Source organism: Microbulbifer harenosus (assembly GCF_005771435.1).
GTDB lineage: Bacteria > Pseudomonadota > Gammaproteobacteria > Pseudomonadales > Cellvibrionaceae > Microbulbifer > Microbulbifer harenosus.
The window spans coordinates 167266-189548 of record NZ_VANI01000001.1 but is presented as its reverse complement, the minus strand read 5'-3'; the positions used below and the strand labels follow the sequence as shown (position 1 = coordinate 189548).

The 22283-nt window shown below is 58.0% G+C and carries 23 protein-coding genes; 4 read left to right on the top strand and 19 right to left on the bottom strand.

Annotated elements, in window-relative coordinates; translation table 11 throughout:
• Positions 1–18: 18 nt before the first annotated feature.
• From FDY93_RS00735 to FDY93_RS00720, 5 genes are all read right to left on the bottom strand, one after another.
• A complete protein-coding gene (locus tag FDY93_RS00735; RefSeq protein WP_138233822.1) occupies positions 19–453 on the bottom strand; it encodes a hypothetical protein in 435 nt (144 codons plus the stop codon).
• 8 nt (positions 454–461) lie between these two features.
• Complete coding sequence (locus tag FDY93_RS00730; RefSeq protein ID WP_138233821.1) at positions 462–953, bottom strand: type II toxin-antitoxin system HicB family antitoxin; 492 nt, start codon at positions 951–953, stop codon at positions 462–464.
• A gap of 4 nt (positions 954–957) precedes the next feature.
• Positions 958–1221 carry a type II toxin-antitoxin system HicA family toxin gene (locus FDY93_RS19550; protein ID WP_138233820.1) on the bottom strand — a complete coding sequence of 88 codons (264 nt, stop codon included), beginning with the start codon at positions 1219–1221 and terminating at the stop codon, positions 958–960.
• Positions 1222–1444: 223 nt separating this feature from the next.
• Positions 1445–1609: a hypothetical protein gene (locus FDY93_RS19370; RefSeq protein ID WP_171018846.1), complete on the bottom strand. Its 165-nt coding sequence runs from the start codon at positions 1607–1609 to the stop codon at positions 1445–1447.
• A gap of 204 nt (positions 1610–1813) precedes the next feature.
• On the bottom strand, positions 1814–2311 hold the full coding sequence (locus tag FDY93_RS00720) for a hypothetical protein (protein ID WP_220446065.1): 498 nt from the start codon (positions 2309–2311) through the stop codon (positions 1814–1816).
• Between the two features lie 205 nt (positions 2312–2516).
• On the opposite strand from FDY93_RS00720, the gene dusA reads away from it, so the two are divergent.
• The 3 genes from dusA to FDY93_RS00705 are packed head-to-tail and all read left to right on the top strand — an operon-like array spanning position 2517 to position 4963.
• Positions 2517–3452: a tRNA dihydrouridine(20/20a) synthase DusA gene (gene dusA, locus FDY93_RS00715; protein ID WP_246068408.1), complete on the top strand. Its 936-nt coding sequence runs from the start codon at positions 2517–2519 to the stop codon at positions 3450–3452.
• Between the two features lie 60 nt (positions 3453–3512).
• Complete coding sequence (gene tal / locus FDY93_RS00710; RefSeq protein WP_138233817.1) at positions 3513–4457, top strand: transaldolase; 945 nt, start codon at positions 3513–3515, stop codon at positions 4455–4457.
• Positions 4458–4501: 44 nt separating this feature from the next.
• Positions 4502–4963: a tellurite resistance TerB family protein gene (locus FDY93_RS00705; protein ID WP_138233816.1), complete on the top strand. Its 462-nt coding sequence runs from the start codon at positions 4502–4504 to the stop codon at positions 4961–4963.
• 83 nt (positions 4964–5046) lie between these two features.
• On the opposite strand, the gene FDY93_RS00700 is transcribed toward FDY93_RS00705, so the two are convergent.
• The 7 genes from FDY93_RS00700 to hrpA form a co-directional block, all read right to left on the bottom strand.
• Complete coding sequence (locus FDY93_RS00700) at positions 5047–5571, bottom strand: STAS domain-containing protein (RefSeq protein WP_138233815.1); 525 nt, start codon at positions 5569–5571, stop codon at positions 5047–5049.
• 383 nt (positions 5572–5954) lie between these two features.
• The gene (locus tag FDY93_RS00695) at positions 5955–7187 is read right to left on the bottom strand and encodes a PP2C family protein-serine/threonine phosphatase (RefSeq protein WP_138233814.1); all 1233 of its coding nucleotides are present in this window, start codon (positions 7185–7187) and stop codon (positions 5955–5957) included.
• Complete coding sequence (locus tag FDY93_RS00690; RefSeq protein WP_138233813.1) at positions 7171–8124, bottom strand: MlaA family lipoprotein; 954 nt, start codon at positions 8122–8124, stop codon at positions 7171–7173. The genes FDY93_RS00695 and FDY93_RS00690 overlap by 17 nt, the downstream gene beginning before the upstream one ends.
• A gap of 153 nt (positions 8125–8277) precedes the next feature.
• On the bottom strand, positions 8278–9102 hold the full coding sequence (locus FDY93_RS00685) for an HvfC family RiPP maturation protein (RefSeq protein WP_246068402.1): 825 nt from the start codon (positions 9100–9102) through the stop codon (positions 8278–8280).
• Positions 9092–9964: an HvfB family MNIO-type RiPP peptide maturase gene (locus FDY93_RS00680; RefSeq protein WP_138233812.1), complete on the bottom strand. Its 873-nt coding sequence runs from the start codon at positions 9962–9964 to the stop codon at positions 9092–9094. The genes FDY93_RS00685 and FDY93_RS00680 overlap by 11 nt, the downstream gene beginning before the upstream one ends.
• Positions 9965–10054: 90 nt before the next feature.
• Positions 10055–10333, bottom strand: a complete 279-nt coding sequence (locus FDY93_RS00675; RefSeq protein ID WP_138233811.1) for an HvfA family oxazolone/thioamide-modified RiPP metallophore — start codon at positions 10331–10333, stop codon at positions 10055–10057.
• Positions 10334–10545: 212 nt separating this feature from the next.
• The gene (gene hrpA / locus FDY93_RS00670) at positions 10546–14460 is read right to left on the bottom strand and encodes an ATP-dependent RNA helicase HrpA (RefSeq protein ID WP_138233810.1); all 3915 of its coding nucleotides are present in this window, start codon (positions 14458–14460) and stop codon (positions 10546–10548) included.
• Between the two features lie 227 nt (positions 14461–14687).
• On the opposite strand from hrpA, the gene FDY93_RS00665 reads away from it, so the two are divergent.
• Positions 14688–16166: a peptide MFS transporter gene (locus FDY93_RS00665; RefSeq protein ID WP_138233809.1), complete on the top strand. Its 1479-nt coding sequence runs from the start codon at positions 14688–14690 to the stop codon at positions 16164–16166.
• Between the two features lie 403 nt (positions 16167–16569).
• Here the strand turns inward: FDY93_RS00665 and FDY93_RS00660 are convergent, their stop codons facing one another.
• The 7 genes from FDY93_RS00660 to rnd form a co-directional block, all read right to left on the bottom strand.
• Entirely contained in the window at positions 16570–17751 is a 1182-nt protein-coding gene (locus tag FDY93_RS00660; RefSeq protein WP_138233808.1) for a vWA domain-containing protein, read from the bottom strand.
• A 99-nt stretch (positions 17752–17850) separates the two neighbouring features.
• Positions 17851–18696 (bottom strand): AAA family ATPase, encoded by an 846-nt coding sequence (locus FDY93_RS00655; RefSeq protein ID WP_138233807.1) that lies wholly within the window; start codon positions 18694–18696, stop codon positions 17851–17853.
• 200 nt (positions 18697–18896) lie between these two features.
• A complete protein-coding gene (locus FDY93_RS00650; protein WP_138233806.1) occupies positions 18897–19577 on the bottom strand; it encodes a YEATS-associated helix-containing protein in 681 nt (226 codons plus the stop codon).
• Positions 19578–19866: 289 nt separating this feature from the next.
• Positions 19867–20232 carry a hypothetical protein gene (locus tag FDY93_RS00645; RefSeq protein WP_138233805.1) on the bottom strand — a complete coding sequence of 122 codons (366 nt, stop codon included), beginning with the start codon at positions 20230–20232 and terminating at the stop codon, positions 19867–19869.
• 149 nt (positions 20233–20381) lie between these two features.
• Positions 20382–20834, bottom strand: coding sequence for a YcgN family cysteine cluster protein (locus FDY93_RS00640; RefSeq protein WP_281282501.1), 453 nt, complete (start codon positions 20832–20834; stop codon positions 20382–20384).
• 16 nt (positions 20835–20850) lie between these two features.
• A complete protein-coding gene (locus FDY93_RS00635) occupies positions 20851–21141 on the bottom strand; it encodes a YcgL domain-containing protein (protein ID WP_138233803.1) in 291 nt (96 codons plus the stop codon).
• Positions 21141–22280 carry a ribonuclease D gene (rnd, locus tag FDY93_RS00630; RefSeq protein ID WP_138233802.1) on the bottom strand — a complete coding sequence of 380 codons (1140 nt, stop codon included), beginning with the start codon at positions 22278–22280 and terminating at the stop codon, positions 21141–21143. The genes FDY93_RS00635 and rnd overlap by 1 nt, the downstream gene beginning before the upstream one ends.
• Between the last annotated feature and the right edge of the window lie 3 nt (positions 22281–22283).

The window sequence follows — 22283 nt, the reverse complement described above, 5'->3', positions numbered from 1 at the left end:
CGCAATCGCGGGCTTTTATTATGATTGGCTCATTTCTTCCAGGGCGGCAAGGTTGACCATTAACGGCAAATTGGGCATACCCGCCCCATGGATATTAAATACCTGCTGCATCTTCTGATACACATGCGGATAGATCACCATCAGGGAATCTTTCGCAAATGCATCCAGCTCCGCATCGGTCCACGTCTCATCCTCTAGTTTCTCATCCTTAAACAGGGATTGAGAGAAAATCTGGCTCTTGCCGATCACCTCCGGCTCTTCCCGATCCTCTCCCTGCGTGCGCACAAATTCCAATGTAAGGTCAAAAAATACGGAGATAACCCCTTTCTGCCCTTCATACTTGTCACCGCGCTCACAACGGGTATTCAGTTCGACGCCAAATGCGACATTGTCTTGGTAGGCTATTTCTCCAAGATTGGATTCGATCTTTAAAACTCTTATTCCTTTAAACATATCTTTACTTAGTGATGAGCGAGTTTGAAATCGGACTTAAAAAACTGTGCGAAATTCGATTTTCGGCTTTCCCAGATATCTTCGTTAACCTGCTGAAGCCCCAGGCTCACTCTAAAGCTATGCCCGGCATGCACATGATTATGGGTGTGAGTATGAATTTCACGCTTGCCCGATTGATCTGCAGCTACAAGCCTTTTTATATATTCATTAATACTAACTTTATCTTCAGCCGCTTTGATACAGGCGTATTCATGAAGCTCTGGACCAATGCGCACATTGAATGTTCCACTTAGCGAAACATTTGGTTCAAAACCAAGCGCTTTACAATCTTCAATATAATCATCCACCGCCTCTTCGAAAGCGGCTTTAATGCCTTTTATATCTTCGGCTTCATAATTGACCAGATCTCTTATAAAAAGAATTTTCCCATACAGAAAACCCTCATCAAGATCATACTCAACAGAACCCTTATAACCCTTATATGACAATAACTTGCTCATATACTCACGACCTCCCTACATAAGGTCTTAATGTGTCTCTGGCCTGCTTAATGTAAACCTTCTTCACAATAGAGCCAGGATGCGGAGTGTGGAAGCGAAGTTGCGGCCAGCTGTTGTCAGGCATGTAAAACCGCACCCTAGAGCCGCTCCCTTGCTGAATCTCATAACCATATACACCCTGAAGCAGAGTGCATAAATTGTCCCAAGTAAAATCTGTTGGCACCGGATCGCCCCAGAACAGATCCTCCAGCTTGTCCTTCTTACTCATTTAATACCCTAATCCTACGGGGCTGCAACTATATTTTAGTTGCAAAATCCTGTAAAGCTTAGTTAACAACCTAATATCTACGCCAAAGCCGCCACTAATTATGCCAAAATGGCCACACCTCAAGCGACGAACCTGATGACTTGGCCGTCACTTCAATCCGCCGCAAATACTTTTCGTCCTTCGGGCTGCGCATGATTAACACCACCGCCGCCCTGCGCTTCGTCTAGCTCGCGTAGTACAGCGCCTGCCCTATCGCCTCCGCCCACTTCGGGGCAAAGTCGAACTCCATCGCGTGGGTTTCAGTCAGGCAGTCCACCCGGGTGCGATCCGGTAGCACATACTCGGCCACACCCCCAGCCGTTTCGCACCAGGGGAGCTGGTAATCCACCTCTGCTCCCATCGCTAAATGGGCAAATGAGCCCCCCAAAGCAGTGCTAACAGGCGCGCCATATGTGGCTACTCATCGAGTAATTCGGCAGCCGCAGCCACACATTGCATCCAGTGTTCTTCGGAAACAATGGCCAGCTTACCTCCACCTTCGCGTAGCTTTACCGCATCCTCGATTTTTCTGCCGTGAGTCGAATGTATCCAGTCACGGCTGCCCACCTCGCCAATAACCACATAGTCGGTTTTGGAGGACGATTTGGATACTCACCACGGCGGCGGCGATTGGCCACTCGCGGCTGGCGGCAACAGTCTTGAACGCCACCGACAACCACATGATGCCATTCTTAACGGTTTGCGGCTTGGCCTCTTTAAGGCGGCGACGCAGGTAATCCAGAATATCGGAGCGACGCAGATTCATGGCATCCATGCCTGCCAGGTCCGGCCGATTGATCAGCGCTTTAATGGCGGCGAGCTTGGTGCGCCCAAAGTTACCCACATCAATGAAGTCGTCCAGGTAGGTCTGTAACACGTCGCCAACAGTGTACCTGCGGCACTGTTTTTTGAGCCGTTCGTTCGGGTCTTGCAGCTGCATCCACCGGCGGTCTGCCCAAGCCTTCGCCTGGGTCTTTTTGCCGAATGTCTCGCTCTCCGTATAAACTACCTTCCCATTCTGAAACAGGCGAAGTTGCGCCGTATACCGCATCTCCCCCTTCGCACTCCTGCACGCCCTGATGGTTGCCATGATCCCCCACTGGTACAAGCGTTTTCTTGTACCACATTGGTGGTAAAAAGGGGGGTTACTGCTACAAATACGGAATATACCAATGTCGCCAAACCCAGAAAGACCGTTGTAAAATCAAATAGTTATGCCGAACAAACTCTCTCACCGCTTCTGTACTGCGCCTTTGATGGATTGGAGCGACCGCCACTGCCGCTATTTCTGGCGCCTGTTAAGCAAGAATGCTCTGCTCTACACCGAGATGGTCACCACCGGTGCCATTCTGTTTGGCGATCGCGAGCGCCATCTGGATTTTGACGCGGCGGAGCAGCCGGTGGCACTACAGCTGGGCGGTAGCGACCCGGACGATCTGGCGCGCTGTGCAGAAATTGCCGAGCAGTGGGGCTACAGCGAGGTGAACCTCAATTGCGGCTGCCCCAGCGACCGGGTGCAGAAGGGGCGCTTTGGCGCCTGCCTGATGGCGGAGCCGGAACTTGTCGCAGAGTGCCTGGGCGCGATGCAAAGTGCGGTTTCCATTCCGGTGACGGTAAAGCACCGCATCGGTATCGACGACATGGAGGATTACCCGGGGCTGGTGCGCTTTGTGGAGGCCCAGGCCCGCGCCGGCGTTTCCACCTTTATCGTGCATGCGCGCAAGGCGTGGCTGAACGGTCTTAGTCCGAAGGAAAACCGCGAGGTACCGCCGCTCAAGTATGAGATGGTGTACCAGCTGAAACAGGATTACCCGGACCTTGAAATCGTGCTGAACGGGGGCATCAATTCCATCGAGGAGTGTCGCCAGCATCTGCAGCAGCTCGACGGTGTTATGCTCGGCCGCGCGGCCTACCAGACTCCGGGTATCCTCGCGGACGTGGACGCGGAACTCTTTGGCGGGGCACCGGGGCCGAGCCCCGCGGATGTGATCCGCGCTATGCTGCCGTATATCGAATGTGAGCTCGGCAAGGGTCAGCGCCTCAATCATATTACCCGGCACATGATGGGGCTGTTCCAGGGCGTACCCGGGGCGCGCCGGTTCCGCCGGCATCTGAGTGAGTACGCGCATACCGCGGGGGCGGGGCCGGAAGTACTGGAGCGAGCGCTGTCCCTGGTGACCGACGCCGCCTGAGCGGTAAAAACTCAAACCTGACAGAACTGAAACTGATCGTGCAATAAGGATGTGGGGAAGATGAACAAACTGGAACAACTCAAACAACGCAGCCTGGTGGTTGCAGATACTGGCGATATCGAAGCCATTCGCCGCTATCATCCGCAAGACGCTACCACCAATCCCTCCCTACTCTACAAGGCAGCGCAACTGCCGCAGTACCAGCAGTACCTGAAGGACTCACTGAGCTGGGCGGAAAAGCGCGGCGGCGATGTGATCGCCGATGCCTCCATGAAGCTTGCCGTGGCCATCGGCCGGGAAATCCTGCAAATCGTGCCAGGCCTGGTCTCCACTGAAGTGGACGCGCGCCTGTCTTTCGACACCCGCGCCAGCATCGAATATGCGCGCAAACTGATCACCATGTATGAGGAAGCCGGTATCGGGCGCGAGCGCGTGCTGATCAAGCTGGCCTCTACCTGGGAGGGCATCACCGCCGCCTCAGTGCTGGAGCGCGAAGGCATCCACTGCAACCTGACCCTGCTGTTCAGCCAGTGCCAGGCGGTGGCCTGCGCGGAAGCCGGTGTCACCCTGATCTCGCCGTTTGTGGGCCGTATCCTAGACTGGTACAAGGCCAGTACCGGACGCGATGACTACACGGCACAGAGCGATCCCGGCGTACTTTCAGTCACCAGCATCTTCGAGTACTACAAATCCCGCGGCTATCCCACCATCGTTATGGGTGCCAGTTTCCGCAATACCGGCGAGATCGAAGCGCTGGCAGGTTGTGACAAGCTCACTATCAGTCCACAGCTGCTGCAGGAGCTGCAGGACGACGACGGTGAACTCGCGAGTGGTCTCAGCAGCGATGTTGAAAGCCAACCTCGGCCAGCAGTGCCACTCAGTGAAGCCGAGTTCCGCTATCAGCTGAACGCCGACGCCATGGCAACGGAAAAACTGGCGGAGGGTATCCGCAACTTTGTGGCCGATCAGCTCAAGCTGGAAGAGCTGCTTCAAAAAGCGCGTTAAGCGCTATCACCCAAGCCATTTAGAAGATCACAAGGGGCACAACCATGCTGCAACAGATACGCAAGCTGTTCGAGCAGATCGGCCGTGGGGACAGTGTGGAAGTGCACCCGGAAAAAGATGTGCGCATGATCAGCGCGGCATTGATGGCAGAAATTGCCACGGCAGACCACAAAGTGGATGAACGCGAGAAGCAAACACTGCTGTGCCTGCTTATGCAGCATTACCAGCTGGACCGCGAGACCGCGGAAGAATTGGTGGAGCGCGCACTGATGGAGCGCCACGAGGCCACCTCGCTGTATGAATTCACGCAGACGGTGAACGATAACTTCAGCGAGCGGGATAAGTACCTGCTGGTGAAACAGATGTGGCAGGTGGCGTTTGCAGATGGTGAGATCGATGCTTTTGAGGAACACCTGATACGGCGGGTGGCGGAACTGATCTATCTGCCCCACGGGTTGTTCACCCGCGCGCGCGCAGAGGCGAGAGACGGTAACTGCGCCGGCTGACTCCGCGATTTCCACTTTAGCCATTACTGGCGCTCAATTCCTCGCACCCTCAAGCTCACACACCAGTGGGAAGCGTTACCAGCTCAGTGGCTGACGGCGGATTTGTGCTTATTGGCGCCCTGTTCGCTCTCCAGCACATTCACCAGATCGCGAAAAGTATCTTCATTTTTTTCGTTCAGGCTCATCAGCACACGGTGCGCTTCCAGCACCATATCGCGAGCACTCTGCTCGTCGGGCGCGTTGCATTTGAGCGGGGCGGGCTCGGCCCGGTAGGCGTCGTTGTCCGCATCGCTGGAAAAATCCATCAACGCGTCAAATCCCATCGAATCCAGCAGATGCAGCAGGCCCCGGTCCTCGCACAGCACCAGGGGCTTACCACCCTTGTGCTCGGCACTGCGAATGGCAATCTTGGCCATCAGGCCGAGCGTAGTGCTGTCGACCCCCTGGGTGTCGTGCATATCGAACACCACGCCACGGAAGTCGTCGTGGGAAAACATCTTGCCGATATAGTTATCGAACGATGTACATAGATTGAGGCGCACATCGCCCACCAGTTTCACGACATAAATGCCCTGGTGGTCACCAACCATTATCTGCCCGGACTGCATAGTAACCTCAAACGCGCCCTGCCCTGTTCCCGAGCCGGGGTGCGAGATGGAGAATTTGCGGTTTGCACCGCAGCACAGTTCCTTGTGCGGCTCAGGTCCGGCGACACTGATAAAAAACCGTACGCCGATTGACCATGAAGTGGGCGGAGCTTACTCCTGCCCACCAGCGCTGACAAGACCAGTGTGAACGGGTTAACAGGTATGACCAGAAAGTCCGTACTTTGTAGCTCCGATTCCTTCCGCCACCCCAGAAAATCCCGTTTACCTCTCAAGTTTCAGGCAACCGCGATGAACCCACCGTGAACAACCGATGGCGGTAACATGGCGGTAACAAAGGAAATCAAGGCAAGAATCGGACCGGCGCGGGGTTTTCCCGGAGAGGCTCAGGGGTTGTCCTGGCGCAGAGTGAGGATGGTGATGTCATCGGGGAAGGAGTCAGCGGTGTCCACCTTGAGCGCCGCGCACAAACTGTCGAGGTCGCCGCGAGTGCGGTCGATCATCTGCAGCAGGCTCTCTTCCTTCTGCAACAGGTCACCCGCAAGCAATTCAAGCACCCCATCGGAACAGGCCACCAGGCGCCAGCTCGCGGGAAGGCAGCAGTGGCGCACTTCCCATTCACCGCGCTGGAACAGCCCCAGCGGCCGGCCCTTGCCGGAAAGCCACCGGGCTCCATCACTGGTGACCAGCGCGGGCATGGGTACCTGCCCCGCCACCGCGTAGTGCAACTGGCGCGCGCGGCTGTCCACCACACCGACGAACATGCTGGCGTGCTTGTCGAGACCGGCGGCGATCAGTTCGCGGTTGATCATCTCCAGCACACTGGTGATGTCCTGGTCGATGGTGTCGAGCTGGCTGAACAGCGAGCGCTCCCGCAACAGGTGCATGATGCTGTGCTTGATCAGTGCGGTGACCAGCGCGGACGATACGCCGTGGCCGGAAACATCCACCAGATAGAAGGCGATGAAACGCTCGCCAAACAGACCGTAATCAACGAAGTCGCCGCTCAGGTAGAGCGACGGCAACAGGCGAAATGCCGCCTCAATACCGGCGGGGTAGTGATAGGGGGTGCGCGGCAGCAGATGCTGCTGCAATTGCCGGCCGGCCTCGTGATCCCGCTGCAGCAGCTCGATGTGTTCGTGCAGCTCGCGATTGCGCTCCTCGAGCTGATGGCGGTAGTCGCGGTTCTGTGCGGCGAGCTCCCGCGCCTCGGCGATTCGCGTCACCGCGTGCTCGATCACCCCCTCGTCAGTAAGGGGTTTCAGCAAATAGTCGCTGGCCCCCAGGCGTAGGGCCTGGACAACATCGTTCACCTCGCTGTCGCACGCCAGCACCACCACCGGCGTGTCCGCGGAAAGGCGTTTGATCTTACGCAGGACTTCCAGCCCGCCCATATCCGGCAGGTGCAGGTCGGTGATGACCAGATCGTATTTGTCGGGAGAGAAGTGGCCGATGGCATCCACACCACTTTCCTCACGGGTCACGGTGTAGCCGAGCCGTTTGAGCGTGGCGCACATGAGCTCGTAGGACGGCTGGTCGGGGTCGCTCAGCAACAGAGTGTGACCACCGGCCGCCGTAGCGGCCAGCGGTGCGGAGCGGGGGTCAGAAATCGTATTCATCCAGATCGCCGCCGAAATCATCTTCCTGTTCGCCGTCTTTGATCAGGAATTCCCGGCGCTGCAGGTAGGCGTCGCGCAGAAGCACATAGCGGTCGCCCTGCAGCAGCGACTCGGCCTGTAGCAGACTCGCACGCGTTTGGATCGCATCGACGGCTTTCAGGGTGTATTCAACGGAGTTCTCATCAACATAGCTGAGTGGGTTGGTGTACCACTCCACCACCTCCCCGGGGAAATCCCGAACGGTGGACGGCCCCAGTACCGGCAGCACCATGTAGGGCCCGGAGGATACGCCCCACGCCGCCAGTGTCTGGCCGAAGTCCTCGCCGTCGCTGGGTTCCATCCCCATGTGTTGGGCCACATCGAACAGACCGGCAATACCCACGGTGCTGTTCACCAGAAAGCGGCCGGTATCGTTGCCCGCCTGGCCCCACTTCCACTGCAACACGTCATTCAGAACGTTGTTGATCTCGCGCAGGTTGGAGAAAAAGTTGGACACCCCGGTCTGCACAAAGATCGGGGTTATTTGGCGATAGCTCGTAGCCGCGGGCTTCAGGACCCAGCGGTCTGCGGTGTCGTTGAAGCGGAACATGGCGCGGTTGAACCCCTCCCAGGGATCGCGGTCTTCCGGTTCTTCGGCGCTGGCAAATTCATCCGCCGGGTCAAAGCCGTATTCGTCTTCGAGCTCCGAGGCGAACTCGTCGGATGCACCGCCCTCGGCGAAGGGATCACCTTCGACCCCTGCGGCGGCGCTGCCCGCACCGGGATCGGTCTTGTCGGGTGTGCTGTTTACCGGAGTAGTGGCTGCCGGTGCACTGTCCGACGATTCCGCAAAGGGATCTGACGCGTCCTGCGCGACAGCAAAAGGTGCCGACAGCAGAGTGGTCAGAATCCAGGCGGCCCAGGCGGGCTGGGGGGTATGGTGTGTGCGTTTAAGCAAATCCCTGCTCCTCGCAAAATAATTTCGATTGTTCAAACCAGGTTCTTTGTGTCAATTTGCGCGCGATTTTAGCACTGGCCGCTATGGCAGCATAGCAGCTGACACTTTTGGTCAATGCTATTGAGCTTTCGACCTCCGCGTCGCAATGTGAATTTAACGGTTGACCCGGGTTCCGACGGGACGGTACCCGGCAATAATATCCAGGCTGAGCAGTTTTCGCAGAAGTTCGGTGCCGAACTCCAACAACTGCTGTGGCTCAGGGTGTTGCATATCCTGCGCCAGTTGCAGCAGCAATTGACGGCCGGTTTTCGGCGCGTCCACGTCTGTCTGCGCCAGCTGTAGCAAGTGCGCGGTATTGGCATTGACCTCGAGAAATCCCACCCGATCCGCGCGATTGCGATACACCAACAGGAAGGTCGGCGACGACGGCGTCTCCCGCGGCTGGTAATCCGGCCCCAGACGGTGCACCGGAAAGCGATAACTGAGACTCCACGCGAGCGGCGACACCACCGGTTCCCCATCGAGCAGCAGTGTTGGCTCCGGATGGCGCACTAGTCCCTCGGGAAACGCCTCCTCGCTCACATCCAGCGCAAGCTCCACCCATTCGTAGTGTGCGAGCTCAAGCAGGAAAGGCGGATCATCGGCACTCGCGGGGCTCTCCCCGCGCTCGTCCTGCAGGTAGCGCAGGAATTCCTCGCTGATCTGCAAAAAATACGGGCTTTCCGACGTATGCCGATGCACAAAATCGCGCACCAGCTCATGCCACTGATCGTCCGCCAGGATGCTGCGCAGTACCGGGAAACCGCTGGCGATAAAGGATTCGATATTGTTGTAAACGAGATCGCGGTAAATACCCATGCGACGGTCTTCGATGGATGACGGCGCCGTGTACTCATCTGGCTTGCGCAGATGGGCGGCGAATGCCCGCTGCTCTTGGACAAAGCGGGGATCCATGCCAGGCGCTGCGTTATCGGCCAACGTGCATCTCCATCAGTGAACCCATTGGCGAAGGATTTGACGCCATGGCTTGAATATCGCGAATGCGCGCCACTTCGCTGTACAGTTCCGCCAGCGGCGGAATATTGAAATCCCGCTCCAACAGTGTGGGTATGGGACCGAACTGCCGGTAAGCACGCTGCAACAGCTGCCATACAGGATCTATTACCGGCGCACCGTGGGTATCCACCTTGAGGTCATCCGCCTCGTCAAAATGACCGGCCACATGGGCATAGCGGATGCGATCGGCGGGCAGACCGCATAGAAATTCCACGGGATCGTAACGGTGATTGACCGCGTTGACGTAGATATTGTTAACGTCGAGCAACAAATCGCAATCCGCTTCCTCAAGCACCGCATTAAGAAATTCCAGCTCACTCATTTCCTGCCCGGGCGCGGCATAGTAGGACACATTCTCCATGGCGATGCGCTGCTCAAGGAGATCCTGCACCCGACGGATGCGGCCGGCCACATAGTGCACCGCCTCACCGGTAAACGGGATAGGCAGCAAATCGTAAAGATGGCCGTGATCGGAGCAGTAGCTCAGGTGCTCGCTGTAGCAGCGGATATCGTGTTCGCGCATAAATGCCTTGATGGAGAGCACCAGTGCTTCATCGAGCGGTGCCGGCGAACCGATGGAGAGCGACAGGCCGTGAATCACGAAAGGAAAACGCTCAGTGTACTGACGCAGCCAGCGCCCGTAACGGCCGCCAACACCGATCCAGTTTTCCGGTGCGACTTCGAGAAAATCCACCTGCTCCGGTACCAGTTCTTCGTCCATCATCGAGCGTCGCAGGCCAAGACCCGCACCCTTCACCGGATACTTGCGCAGATTGTTCGACATGTCTCTGATCGCAGCTCTGAAAACCTGAAAACATTCCCGGCAATCCTACCGCTACGGGGATTGCCGGGAGCGGCAAAATGTCAGGCGGCATCAACCACCGCACTTACCCTCGCCGCATTTGCCTTCTTTTTTCTTATCTTCGTCTTTTTTTCCTTCGCCACATTTACCTTCTTTCTTTTTACCTTCCCCGCACTTACCTTCTTTCTTCTTACCCTCCTCCGGTGTTTCCGTTTGCGCGACTTTCAAGTTGTAGCCGGCAGACAGTTCTGTGGCAGTGAACGGGTTGGCTGAGGTGGAAACACTCAGGGTGGCAGAGGCAACGAATGCCGCACCTACGGCCGCAGCCAGGGGCAGACTCTTCTTGTTCATGGCGATCTCCTGTAGACCTGATGTGTTGGTCTCGGTGGGTTGCATGGATAAGTGAAGTGAACATCCGAAGCGGCGCGTAAACCGCCGCCCCCGGATTATAGTTTCCCGAAAACGAATTGGGAGTTCAGTTAGACCAACGGTTCACAAACCGGGTTCAACCGAACGGGAAACGGTGGAAAAAATTGCGAACTCGTTCGAGCATGGTCACTGAATCACATCACCTGCCGCTCGGACCACAGCTTGCGCAGGCGCTTGATGGATACCGGCATCAGGGTTTTCAGGGTCTGCGCAAACAGCGAGACGCGGAATTCCTCCAGCATCCAACGGTATTGCACCAGCGCCGGGTCGCCGGCCAGTAGCAGGGGCTCGCTCTTGCTCGCCTCCGCCTGGTAAGGCTCTTCCGCTTCCTGGTATTCCGCGGTAAGCCGGCGGTCGCGGTTGGGATCGAGCGCCGCCTTTTCCAGCCGCAACTCGATACCCTTCAGATAGCGGCTGTATTGGCGCAGCCACTCCAATGGCGTGTGGAACAGAAAACCGCGATAGAAGAGCCCGTTCAGCTGGCGATTGATATCCGCCACTGCCAAGGCCACCGCCAGGTTTTTCTGTTGTTTGATCAGTTTGCGCAGCGGCACCAGTTGCGCCAGTGCTTTTACCAGCAGATCACCGATTTCCTGCGCGGTCGTCACCAGCTGTTCGCGATTTTCCAGGGCGGCGAGAAACTCCTCCTCGCTGCGCGGCCACTGTTCATCGGCCCAGAAACACTCGCGTACCGCCGCCATTAGAATATCGTCCGCTACTTCTTCGCGGCGCCCGAGGTCGGCGGCGCCGAGCCCCAGCTCCTTGCCCTTGAGCAGTTCCTTGCGCAGGTACTTCACCGGTTCCGGCAGCTGCAGAATCGCGAGGCGGCAGATACCGGCACGGGTCAACCGCCGGGCCTCTTCGGGGTTGTCCAGCAGTTTCAGGTCCACGCTTTCCCTGCCCGCGACCAGCGCCGGGTAGGCGCGCACCTTGAGCCCGCCCTGATCCAGCTGGTGGGTTTCCGGCAGGTCGCCAAAATCCCAGCGGGTGATACCGCTGCGCTCAAAGTCATCGCCGGCACTGGCGATTTCCCGCTGCACCCGGTCGCGGTATCGCAGCTGCAGGATTTCCAGATCCCGCGCCTGGTCCAGCAGCTTGCCCTTTTCATCCAACACCTGGATGTTGAAGCGGTAAAAATCCTCGAGCCCCTGCTCGGCGGTTTTCCACGCATCTTCCGGCAGTTCCAGTGCGGTCTGGCGCTTCAACTCATGGGCGAGCGCCTGCCACAGTGGCGTATTGCCCGTCTGCATGCGCGGCAGCGCCTTGTCCACCGCAGCCGGTACCGGTACAAAATGTTTGCGGTATTGTTTGGGCAGATTTTTCACCAGCGCGATGCACTTGTCTCTCAAAATGCCCGGCACCACCCATTGCAGGCGCGCCGCGGGTACCTGGTGCAAGGCACCGACCGGCACCCGAATACTCACACCGTCGTCCACGCTGCCCGGCTCGAAGTGGTAACTGACCGGATATTCGATCCCGCCACTGGTGATGGAGTCCGGGAACTGCGCCTCGCCCACGTGGCCGGCATCCTGCTGCATCATCAACTCACGGGGAATAAACAGCAGCTGCGGTTCCTTCTGCTCCGCCTGCTTGCGCCATTTGTCGAACCCGGCGAGGTTAACGATATCCGCCGGCAGGCGCTCGTCGAAAAAGCGGAACACCACTTCATCGTCCACCACGATGTCGCGACGGCGGGATTTGGCTTCGAGATCCTCAAGCTCCGCCAGCAGGTCCTTGTAATGCTGGAAGAACTTGCCCTTGCCGCGATAGCGCTGCTCCACCAACGCCTCGCGGATAAACACTTCGCGCGCGGTGGCGGGGTCGAGTTTGCCGTAGTGGATGCGCTGCTTGTCCACCAGCACCAGGCCGTAGAGCGTGACTTTTTCGAACGCCATCACCGCGCCCGAGCGCGGGTTGTAGTGCGGCTCGAAATAATTGCGCTTGACCAGGTGCTCGGAACAGCCAAGTACCCATTCCGGTTCAATTTTTGCCACGGTGTGCGCGAACAGACGGCTGGTTTCCAGCAGCTGCGCGGCCACCACCCAGTGCGGAGGTTTCTTGAACTGGCCGGAACCGGGGAAGATATGGAAGCGGCGGTTGCGACAGCCGAGAAACTCCTTATTTTCGTCCTTCACACCGATATTGCCGAGCAGCCCGGGCAGAATCGCCTTGTGCACACTGGCGTAATCCGCGGGCTCGCGGTTCATCTCCAGGTCGAGGTCGCGAATGGCCAGGCGCAACTGGTGGTGGATGTCCCGCCACTCGCGCAGGCGCAGCCAGCTCAGGTAATTTTTCTGGCACCACTTGCGCAGCTGACTCGCACTCAGGTCCTGGCGCTGGGCCTCGTAGCCATCCCACAGGTTCACCAGCGTCAGAAAGTCCGAGTGCTCATGCTCCCACTGTTTGTGTTTTTCGTCTGCCGCCTGGCGCTTTTCCGCCGGGCGCTCGCGCGGATCCTGGACGGCCAGCGCGGCTACGATGATCAGCAGTTCACGCAGGCTGCCGGTCTTACCCGACTCCACCAGCATACGCGCCAGGCGCGGATCCAGCGGCAGCCGCGACAGCGCGCGCCCGAGCGGAGTCACATGGCCCTTTCCATCCACCGCCTGCAGCTCCTGCAACAGACTGTAACCATCGTTGATCAGGCGCTGGTCTGGCGGATCCACAAACGGGAAATCGCGAATATCGCCGATGCGCAGCTGCAGCATCTGCAGAATGACCGCGGCGAGATTGGTGCGCAGGATTTCCGCGTCGGTAAATTCCGGGCGTTGCAGGTAATCGCTTTCCTCGTACAGGCGGATACACACACCGGCACTGACACGGCCGCAGCGGCCGGCGCGCTGGTTAGCGCTTGCCTGGGAGATGGGTTCCACCGGCAGACGCTGGATCTTGCTGCGGTAGCTGTAACGGCTGATACGCGCAGTGCCCGGGTCGATCACATAGCGGATACCGGGCACGGTGATGGAGGTTTCCGCCACGTTGGTGGCAAGCACGATGCGGCGCCCCTTGTGCGGGGCGAATACACGGCTCTGCTCGGCGAGACTCAGGCGCGCGTACAGTGGCAACACATCGATGTGTTGCAGCGGTGCGTCCCGCAGCGCCTTGGCACATTCGCGGATTTCGCGCTCGCCACTCATGAACACCAGAATGTCGCCGCCGCGGCGCGGTGAGGATTTTTCTTCCTGCAGCAGCTCCTCCACCGCGGCGATTACCTGCTCGTTCAGGTCGGCGTCGCTGTCTGCCGACGGGCGGTAGTGGATATCCACCGGATAGGTGCGACCGGAAACCTCGATGATCGGTGCATCGTCGAAGTGCCGGGAAAATTTTTCCAGGTCGATGGTGGCGGAGGTAATGACGATTTTCAGGTCCGGGCGTTTCGGCAGCAGGGTCTTCAGGTAACCCAGCAGAAAGTCGATATTCAGGCTGCGTTCGTGGGCCTCGTCGATGACCAGGGTGTCGTAATTGGTGAGCAGCGGATCGCGCTGGATTTCCGCCAGCAGAATACCGTCGGTCATCAGTTTGATATGGGTGTGCTCGGTGCTCTGGTCGGTAAAGCGCACCTGGTAGCCCACCGAGTCGCCGAGCGGCTGACCGAGTTCCTCGGCAATGCGGTTGGCCACGGTGCGCGCGGCGATCCGCCGCGGTTGGGTGTGGCCGATCTGGCCAAAGATACCGCGCCCCAGTTGCAGACAGATTTTCGGCAGCTGGGTGGTCTTGCCGGAGCCGGTCTCCCCCGCCACCACCACCACCTGGTTAACCGCGATCAGCTCGGCGATTTCCTCCCGCCGCGCCACCACCGGCAGACCTTCCGGCCACTCCACCTTCGGCAGCTTTTGCCGGCGCGCCTCCGCCAGGGCGACCGACCTGGCCACTTCTGTCTCCAGCTGCGTCAGCATCCGGTCCGCGGGCTTGCCCTCTTTCAGTCGGCGGCGTGCATTGCTCAGGGTGCGCTGCAAGCGAACGCGATCGCGCCCCATGCACCGGGGCAACAACTGTTCAATGGGCTTCAGGGCCGATGGCGCGTGCGGGCTGGTGGAATCTTGGCTCATGTGTGACTGGCAATCCGGAAAATACTGCAAACCGGCGATTATACCCCCTGGGGACCACCGGGGTCTGTCCTTACACTTGCGGGCGCCACGCCTGGCCTATACTCAGATCAATGGCGCGCATTACAACCCTAGATTTGCCAACGATGCGCGACAAATTTCCACCGCCTGAAACGCAGGCTGGCTCTCGGCCCGATTTCACCAGCGCGAGCCATCTCAAAGGAGCGTCCATGCACGACCTCAAGCCAAGACCCCCAGCGTCCGCCGGCGATATGATGGGCCACCCGAAGGGGTTGTTCCTGCTGTTCGGAACCGAAATGTGGGAGCGCCTCAGCTTCTACGGTATGCGTGGCATCTTCGTGTTCTATCTCACCTCCGCGACCACCGCGGCGGTGTTCGGCTGGGAGGCGTTGTCGGATACCGAGTTGCAGTCCAAGGCGCTCAGTTATCTCGGCACCTACGCCATGCTGGTGTACCTGACACCGATCATCGGCGGCTGGATGGCAGACAACATGTGGGGGCAGCGGCGCTGCATTATGTTCGGCGGTGTGCTGATGATGCTGGGACAGTTTGCCCTCGGCTTTCCACACAATTGGCTGCCGGATGGCTCCGAAATTTACATGCTGTGGCTAGGGCTGGCGCTGATGATTATCGGCAACGGCTTCTTCAAGCCAAATATTTCGACGATGGTGGGCGACCTCTACGACGAGGGCGACCGGCGACGGGATACAGCCTTCACGATTTTCTATATGGGGATAAATATCGGTTCGATCCTCGGCTACCTGGTGATTGGCTGGATTGGCGAGAAGGTCAATTACCAGCTGGCGTTCTTTGTGGCGGGGCTCGGCATGTTGCTGGGTTTACTGCTGCAGATGTCCAAGTCGGAAAAGCTGTTGGGAGAAATCGGCAAACAACCGTCGGCTAAAGTGGGCCTGAAAGCAAACCTCGCCGCCGACAAGAAACGACCGCTCACGCCGGAAGAGCGCGACCGCATCAAGGTCATCCTGATACTCGGTGTATTTACGGTGATTTTCTGGGCCGGATTTGAACAAGCCGCCGGTTCGATGAACCTGTTTGCCAAGCACAATACGGACTTGCATATTTTCGGCTTTGAAATTCCTGCGAGCTGGCTGCAGATGGTGAACCCGCTGTTCATTATTATCCTGGCGCCGGTGATGGCGAGTATCTGGGTGGGCCTTGGCGCGCGCGAGCCGACATCGCCGGCAAAATTTTCCATGGGCCTGATTTTTCTGGGCCTGGGGTTCGTGTCCATGGTGGGTGCGGCGCTGCAGATCGGTGATTCGGAGACGGTAAAGGCGAGCCCCTGGTGGCTGGTGGTTGCGTACATTTTCCACACCATTGGCGAGTTGTGTTTGTCGCCCATCGGTTTGTCGATGGTGACGAAACTCGCTCCGCTGCGTTTTCTGAGTCTGATGATGGGTTTGTGGTTTGCGTTTATCGGCATTGCCAACAAGGGTGCAGCGGAGATCGGCAAGCTCGTAGGCGAATCCGGCCCGTTGGCGACCTTTGGTGGCGTGGCCCTTGCGGCAATTCTTGCGGGGATTATCCTTTTCTTCCTGCGCGAGAAACTGGTGGACTGGATGCACGGTGCCGAGGAAGAACATACCGTGATCAAGGACACCACCAAGGAAGAAATCGGCATCACCGCGGATCACGATGTGGCGCCGCAAAGGAAGTTTGGGGAGTGAGGTCTTGCTCGAACCTAAGGTGGCGGCAAGGCACCGGGGGCGGGTTTTCAGGACCGCTGTGAACCCATCCCTGGGCGCTGCGGCGCAAACATCCTGTTTGCGACGCTCCTGAAAACCCGCCCCCGGCACCTTGCCTTAGCGTCTAAGTTCGGGACTTCGATTCAACACAATTTCCAACATAGAATTCTCTCGAAGATTCATCAAGAGTGGACCACACACTTGTCTCGAAGCACTTCTGTTACGCGCGAAGGCCGAGTGCCGGATGGAAGTTTTCAGGAGCGTCGGCGACAGGGACGTCGCCGACGCAGCGTACAGGGATGTATTCACAGCGGTCCTGAAAACTTCCATCCGGTGCTTGGCCGCCACAATAGTAATTCAAAGGACCCAGAACCTGTCGAAGCACTCAGCGCCCCTTCACCAGATAGGCAATCGCTCGATCCAGTCCCTCAATCGTCATCGGATACATCTGCCCATTAACCAATCGCTGGGTCAGACCGATACTTCCGGTGTACTGCCAGTACTCCTCCGCAGTGGGATTCAGCCACACGAGTTTTTCGTAGGTATTGGTCACCCGCTGCATCCAGGCCGCACCGGGCTCCTCGTTCATGTGCTCGACACTGCCAAAGCGGCTGGTAATTTCGTACGGCGCCATGGAGGCGTCGCCGACGAAGATTACCTTGTAGTCCTTGCCGTAAGTACGCAGCACTTCCACCAGCGGCGTGGATTCACTGTAGCGGCGCGCATTGTCTTTCCACACATGTTCGTAAATAAAATTGTGGAAGTAGAAATATTCCAGATGCTTGAACTCACTACGGCAGGCAGAGAACAACTCTTCGCACTGCTTTACATAGGGGTCCATAGAACCGCCCACGTCAAAAAAGATCAGCACCTTTACCGCGTTGCGCCGCTCGGGCACCATTTTTATATCCAGCAGGCCCGCATTGCGCGCGGTGGAACGGATAGTGTCATTGAGATCCAATTCTTCCGCCGCGCCAGTGCGGGCGAACTTGCGCAGCTTGCGCAGTGCCACCTGGATATTGCGGGTGCCGAGACTGATGCTGTCATCCAGATTGCGGAACTGACGCTTCTCCCACACCTTGGACGCAGACTTGTTGCGGCTCTCGCCGCCAACGCGGATACCGCCGGGGTGATAGCCGCTGTTGCCAAACGGGCTGGTACCACCGGTACCAATCCACTTGTTGCCACCGCTGTGTCGTTTCTTCTGCTCCTCAAGACGCTTCCTGAATTCCTCCAGCATCTTTTCCAGCCCGCCCATGGACTGGATCTTTGCCTTTTCTTCATCGCTCAATTGCTTGAGAAATTCAGACCGCAGCCAGTCCTCCGGAATCATCTGTTCGAGAATATCGTCGAGGGTTTCCAGATCCTTGAAATAGGCGGCGAAGGCACGGTCGAATTTGTCGAAGTGCTTTTCGTCTTTGATCAGGCAGGTACGGGCGAGGAAGTAGAGCTCATCCAGGTTCGCGTAGACAAGACGCTGCTGCAGGGCTTCCAGCAGCGAAAGCAGCTCGGTGATGGATACCGGGAGTTGGTAGCGGCGGAGGTTCAGGAAAAATCCGATGAGCATTGGGTTTCCCCGAGGGTGTTAATGGTACATGTAGGAGTCTGCTTGCAGGCGAACATCCGCGGTGGGGTTCGCCTGCAAGCAGGCTCCTACAAGGAAGAATTAGCGGCCGTCTCTACGCGCCATAAACGCCAGACGCTCCAGCATGTGTACGTCCTGTTCGTTCTTGAGCAACGCACCGTAAAGTGGAGGAATCGCCGATTTGGCATCGCGGTTTTTGAGTACTTCTTCGGGAATATCATCCGCCAGCAATAGTTTGAGCCAGTCGATCAGTTCCGACGTAGAAGGTTTTTTCTTCAGCCCCGGGACCTCGCGGATCTGGAAGAAAATATCCATCGCCTCGGAAACCAGCTGCTGCTTGATGCCCGGGTAGTGCACGTCCACGATCTTCTGCATGGTCGCGCGGTCGGGGAAACTGATGTAATGGAAAAAGCAGCGGCGCAGGAAGGCATCCGGCAACTCTTTTTCATTGTTGGAGGTAATAATCACAACCGGGCGGTGTTTTGCGGTGATGGTCTCTCCGGTTTCGTACACAAAGAACTGCATTCGATCGATTTCCACCAACAGATCGTTGGGGAATTCGATATCCGCCTTGTCGATCTCATCGATCAGCAGCACCACCCGCTCGTCGGCCGCAAAGGCCTCCCACAGCTTGCCCTTTTTGATGTAATTACCGATATCGTGCACACGGTCCACCCCCAGCTGGGAATCCCGCAGACGCGAAACGGCGTCGTACTCGTAGAGCCCCTGCTGGGCCTTGGTGGTGGATTTGACATGCCACTGGATCAGCTTCAGTCCAAGGCTGCGCGCCACCTCCTCTGCCAGCAGGGTTTTGCCTGTGCCCGGCTCGCCCTTGATCAGCAGCGGGCGCTGCAGGGTCACCGCGGCGTCCACCGCCATTTGCAGATCGTCGGTGGCGACATAACTGTCGGTTCCGGTGAATTTCATGGCTGCTCCGAATTCCCGTGGATCGAAAAACACTCATGGTAAAGGAAGCGCGGAAAGGGGCCAAAGGCGGAATCGGTCAGATTGGATGACGACAGCGGCCGCAGCCGGGAAGAACCCGACCAGATAGGGATAGCGAGTCAGATTTTGAATGTTCGCCGCCGCAATGCGGGGCCTGGACTCTGTGTTTCCGGTGATCTTGTTTATGCAACCTGCGCGCGGCGGCGGCGGACTACCTGGCGGCCCTTGTCGGTGATGTACCAGCGGATACCGAGATGACTGTGGATTTTACCCACCATTTCCAGCACCAGCAGACTGTTCAGGGCACGGGCCACAGAGTTCGTTTCCATATTGCCCTCCTGCACCATCCCCGCCAGCGAGCGAAACACGCAGTCGCCGTTGTTCAGCAGGCCGAGCACCTGCAGGGCATTGTCGTCGAGCTTGCGGATCTGGTTGAAATCGAGCGTCGGCCCCTGATCTGGATCGCCCTCTATCTCGTGCTCCAATAACGGCATCATCTCCAACTGCATGGCGCGGATTTCCTGCTCCAGATTTTCCACCCGTGCGCGTGCGATGCTGGCATCTCGCAGCTGACGGCGCGCAGCGTTGAATACGAACATGCGCGAGGCAATGGCGGCAAGCAGACAATATCCTGTGAAAATCAGCAGGCGCGAAGGGTCACCCTGAATTTCGATCAGCAAGTCGCTCTGGGTGAACTTGAGAAAAATCGGCACCATCAATGCGCCGCACAGCCCCATGATCAGGCATCGGGCAAGGCCGGCTGGGTCTTCTTCGGTGAACAGCATCTGATAGTAGTTAACCAGGCCACCGAGAATACCGGAGACCAGCATGACCGCAGTCAGAATTAGCAGGTGGTCGAGCATCCCTGTCCCTTCATTCCATGCACAGAAAACGCCAGTGAAGGCACTTTGTGTTTGTCCATTGTTCTTGCGGGCGGTTAAGTCCGGCTTTTGAATCGTGCCTGCTGGCGCGTCATTGTGCCATTCGGCGCCGCACCGTCAGCGCTCCCTTCAATGGGAGGGGTTGTTGCGGGCTCTATTAGATATAGCAGCAACCGGGGAACTCAGAAGCCGGGGGAAAGGTCTGCGAGAAGGGAATGGCGCCGGATGCCGCAAGAACTGGCCGCCGGCGCGACGGGAAAGATCCAGCAAATCAGTACTGGTCACTTTCTGTCATTGGGCGGTCTTTACGGCGGCGGAGTATCAGTCCGACGATGCCAATAATCAGCATGACCGCAAAGGCTCCACCTGCGGCAAACACCAAGCTGGCGGTCACCTCCGGGGTTGCACCATTTTCCTCGAACACCATCTGATATGCGAAAAGCGGCAGAACCGGTGTCAGCGGTGCGTCGTCCATAGTGCCACGCGCGGGTACCAGTAGTACGGTAGCGGACACCAGCAAAAACAGATTGCGCAGCCAGGACCAGTGCCAGTTGCGCATAAACCACCAGCCCGCCGCCAGCAATACCACCACACCGCCGGCATATATTGCCCAGGCCACCTTGAATTCTTCTGCCATTATCTTTCCGCTTGTCTTTATTAATGGTTCATTTTTCGTTTGGCTATCGGGCGCCGTTAACCATTTAATTCTCGCCACCCCGGGGTTTCCGGGTTCCCGCCCTTGCGGGAATAACGATGTTTAACGGTATCCTTTCGCTAATAAATTTTTCAATCGTCACCGATCCAGACGACGATGTGATCTTCATAATCTTCCACCTGCACTTGCTCCTCACTGATCACCTGATCCCTCACAGAAATACCCGCTTTATGCACGGATTCCGGATCGCCGGAAACCAGCGGGTGCCACTCGGGCAACCGCCCCCCCTGGGCCAGCAAGCGGTAGGCGCAGGTAGCGGGTAACCAGGCAAAGCTGGCGGCGTCTTCCGGGGTCAACTGGATACAGTCTGGCACCTTCTGTTTGCGGTTTGGGTAATCACTGCAGCGGCAGCTGTGGCTGTCCAACAGCTTGCAGGCCACACGGGTGGTGTAGACCTCTCCGGTGTCCTCGTCTTCCAGCCGGTGCAGGCAGCAGCGACCACAACCGTCGCAGAGGGATTCCCACTCGGAAACCGTCATTTCCGCGAGGGTTTTGCGCTGCCAGAATGGCCTTTGGCTTACCACGTCCGCAACTCCGAATTCAGCCGCGGGGCAGTTTGCTGTTCTGCGCGGCAATTGCCCGCATTTCGTCATCCTGCGCCGGCGGCATTTGCAGATAGTAGCCCTGTTCCTGCAGCGCGTGTATGACCTTCTGCGCATCCGCACGCGCCAGTTTGCGCTCGGGGGTGATCAGCATGGTGGTCACATGCACCGGTGCACCAAACAGCTGCTGCAGGCTTTCCGGCACTTTGGACACGCCATCCTGCTTCTGCACATACAGATACATTTCGTCCTTGCGCGGGCTGCGGTAAATATCGCAAAGAAGTTTCATTATGCGTTTCTCAATCGGTTCAGTTCATCCAGCAGTGGCTCACCGACAACAGTTCTGCGCCATCCCAGCAGGCGGCCTTCCAGCTCGGGCTTTTCCGCCTGCACCAGGTTTTCCAGTTCTTTTTTGCGCACCAGGATTTCCGGCGGCAGGCCCGCCGCCTCGGCGAGTTCGGTAACTTTCTGTCGCAGCAGTTTCAGATCCTCGCCCTGCTCGCGATTCAGCGGCATAGGCATACGCGGAGGCAGGTCAGTGCGCTCGCTGGCGGCAGCGATGATCTGCAGCAGGGTCTCACCGTATTTGCGCATCGTCTTGCCCTCAAGCCCGGGCTGGCCCAGGGTAGCGAGATGCTTCGGCATCGACTGGGCGAGGCCGAGACAGACATTTTCTTTTAACAGGTGATTGCGCGGTATATCCCGCTCGCGCGCTTCACGCTCGCGCCACGCGCACAGGTCCTGCAGCACCGCAAGCTGTTTCTGCCGCAGGCGCCACGCCCCCTTCACTTTGAGGTAGTAGAGCTCCGGCACTTCCGTCTGGCGCGCGGCCTGGATAATCGCGTCGCAGTCTTCCCGCAACCAGTCGAGGCGCCCCAGCTCGCGCAGTTTTTTCAGCAGCATGCCGTAAATCAGTGGCAGCCAGGCCACATCGAGGGCCGCATAGTTTTTCTGAGACTCGCTGAGTGGCCGCTGCAGCCAGTCGGAGCGGGTCTCGCTTTTCGGCAGTTCAATCTGCAGCAGCTGCTGCACGGTGGCAGCGTATCCGAGGCCCGCGCCCATACCGGAAATGGCCGCTGCCACCTGAGTATCGAAGATTGGCTCGGGTATGGCGCCGAGCAGGCGATCTAGGGTTTCCAAATCCTCACTGCAGGAATGCATGATTTTGACCACGCGCGTGTCCAGCAGCAGCTCCCTGAGCGGCCCCAAATCGTCGATGGCGAGATTGTCGATCAGATAGCAGTGTTTACCGTCCCCGATCTGCACCAGTGCAGGCAGTGGATAGAAGGTGCGGCTGCGCATGAATTCGGTATCCAGCGCCACCGCGCTCTGGGTGCGCCAGCGGGCACAGAGTTCCGCCAGCTGGGTGCTGCTGTCGATCCAGATGGGCGTGGTGTCGACCAGTTGTTTGTTGATTTGTTCGGGCATCAG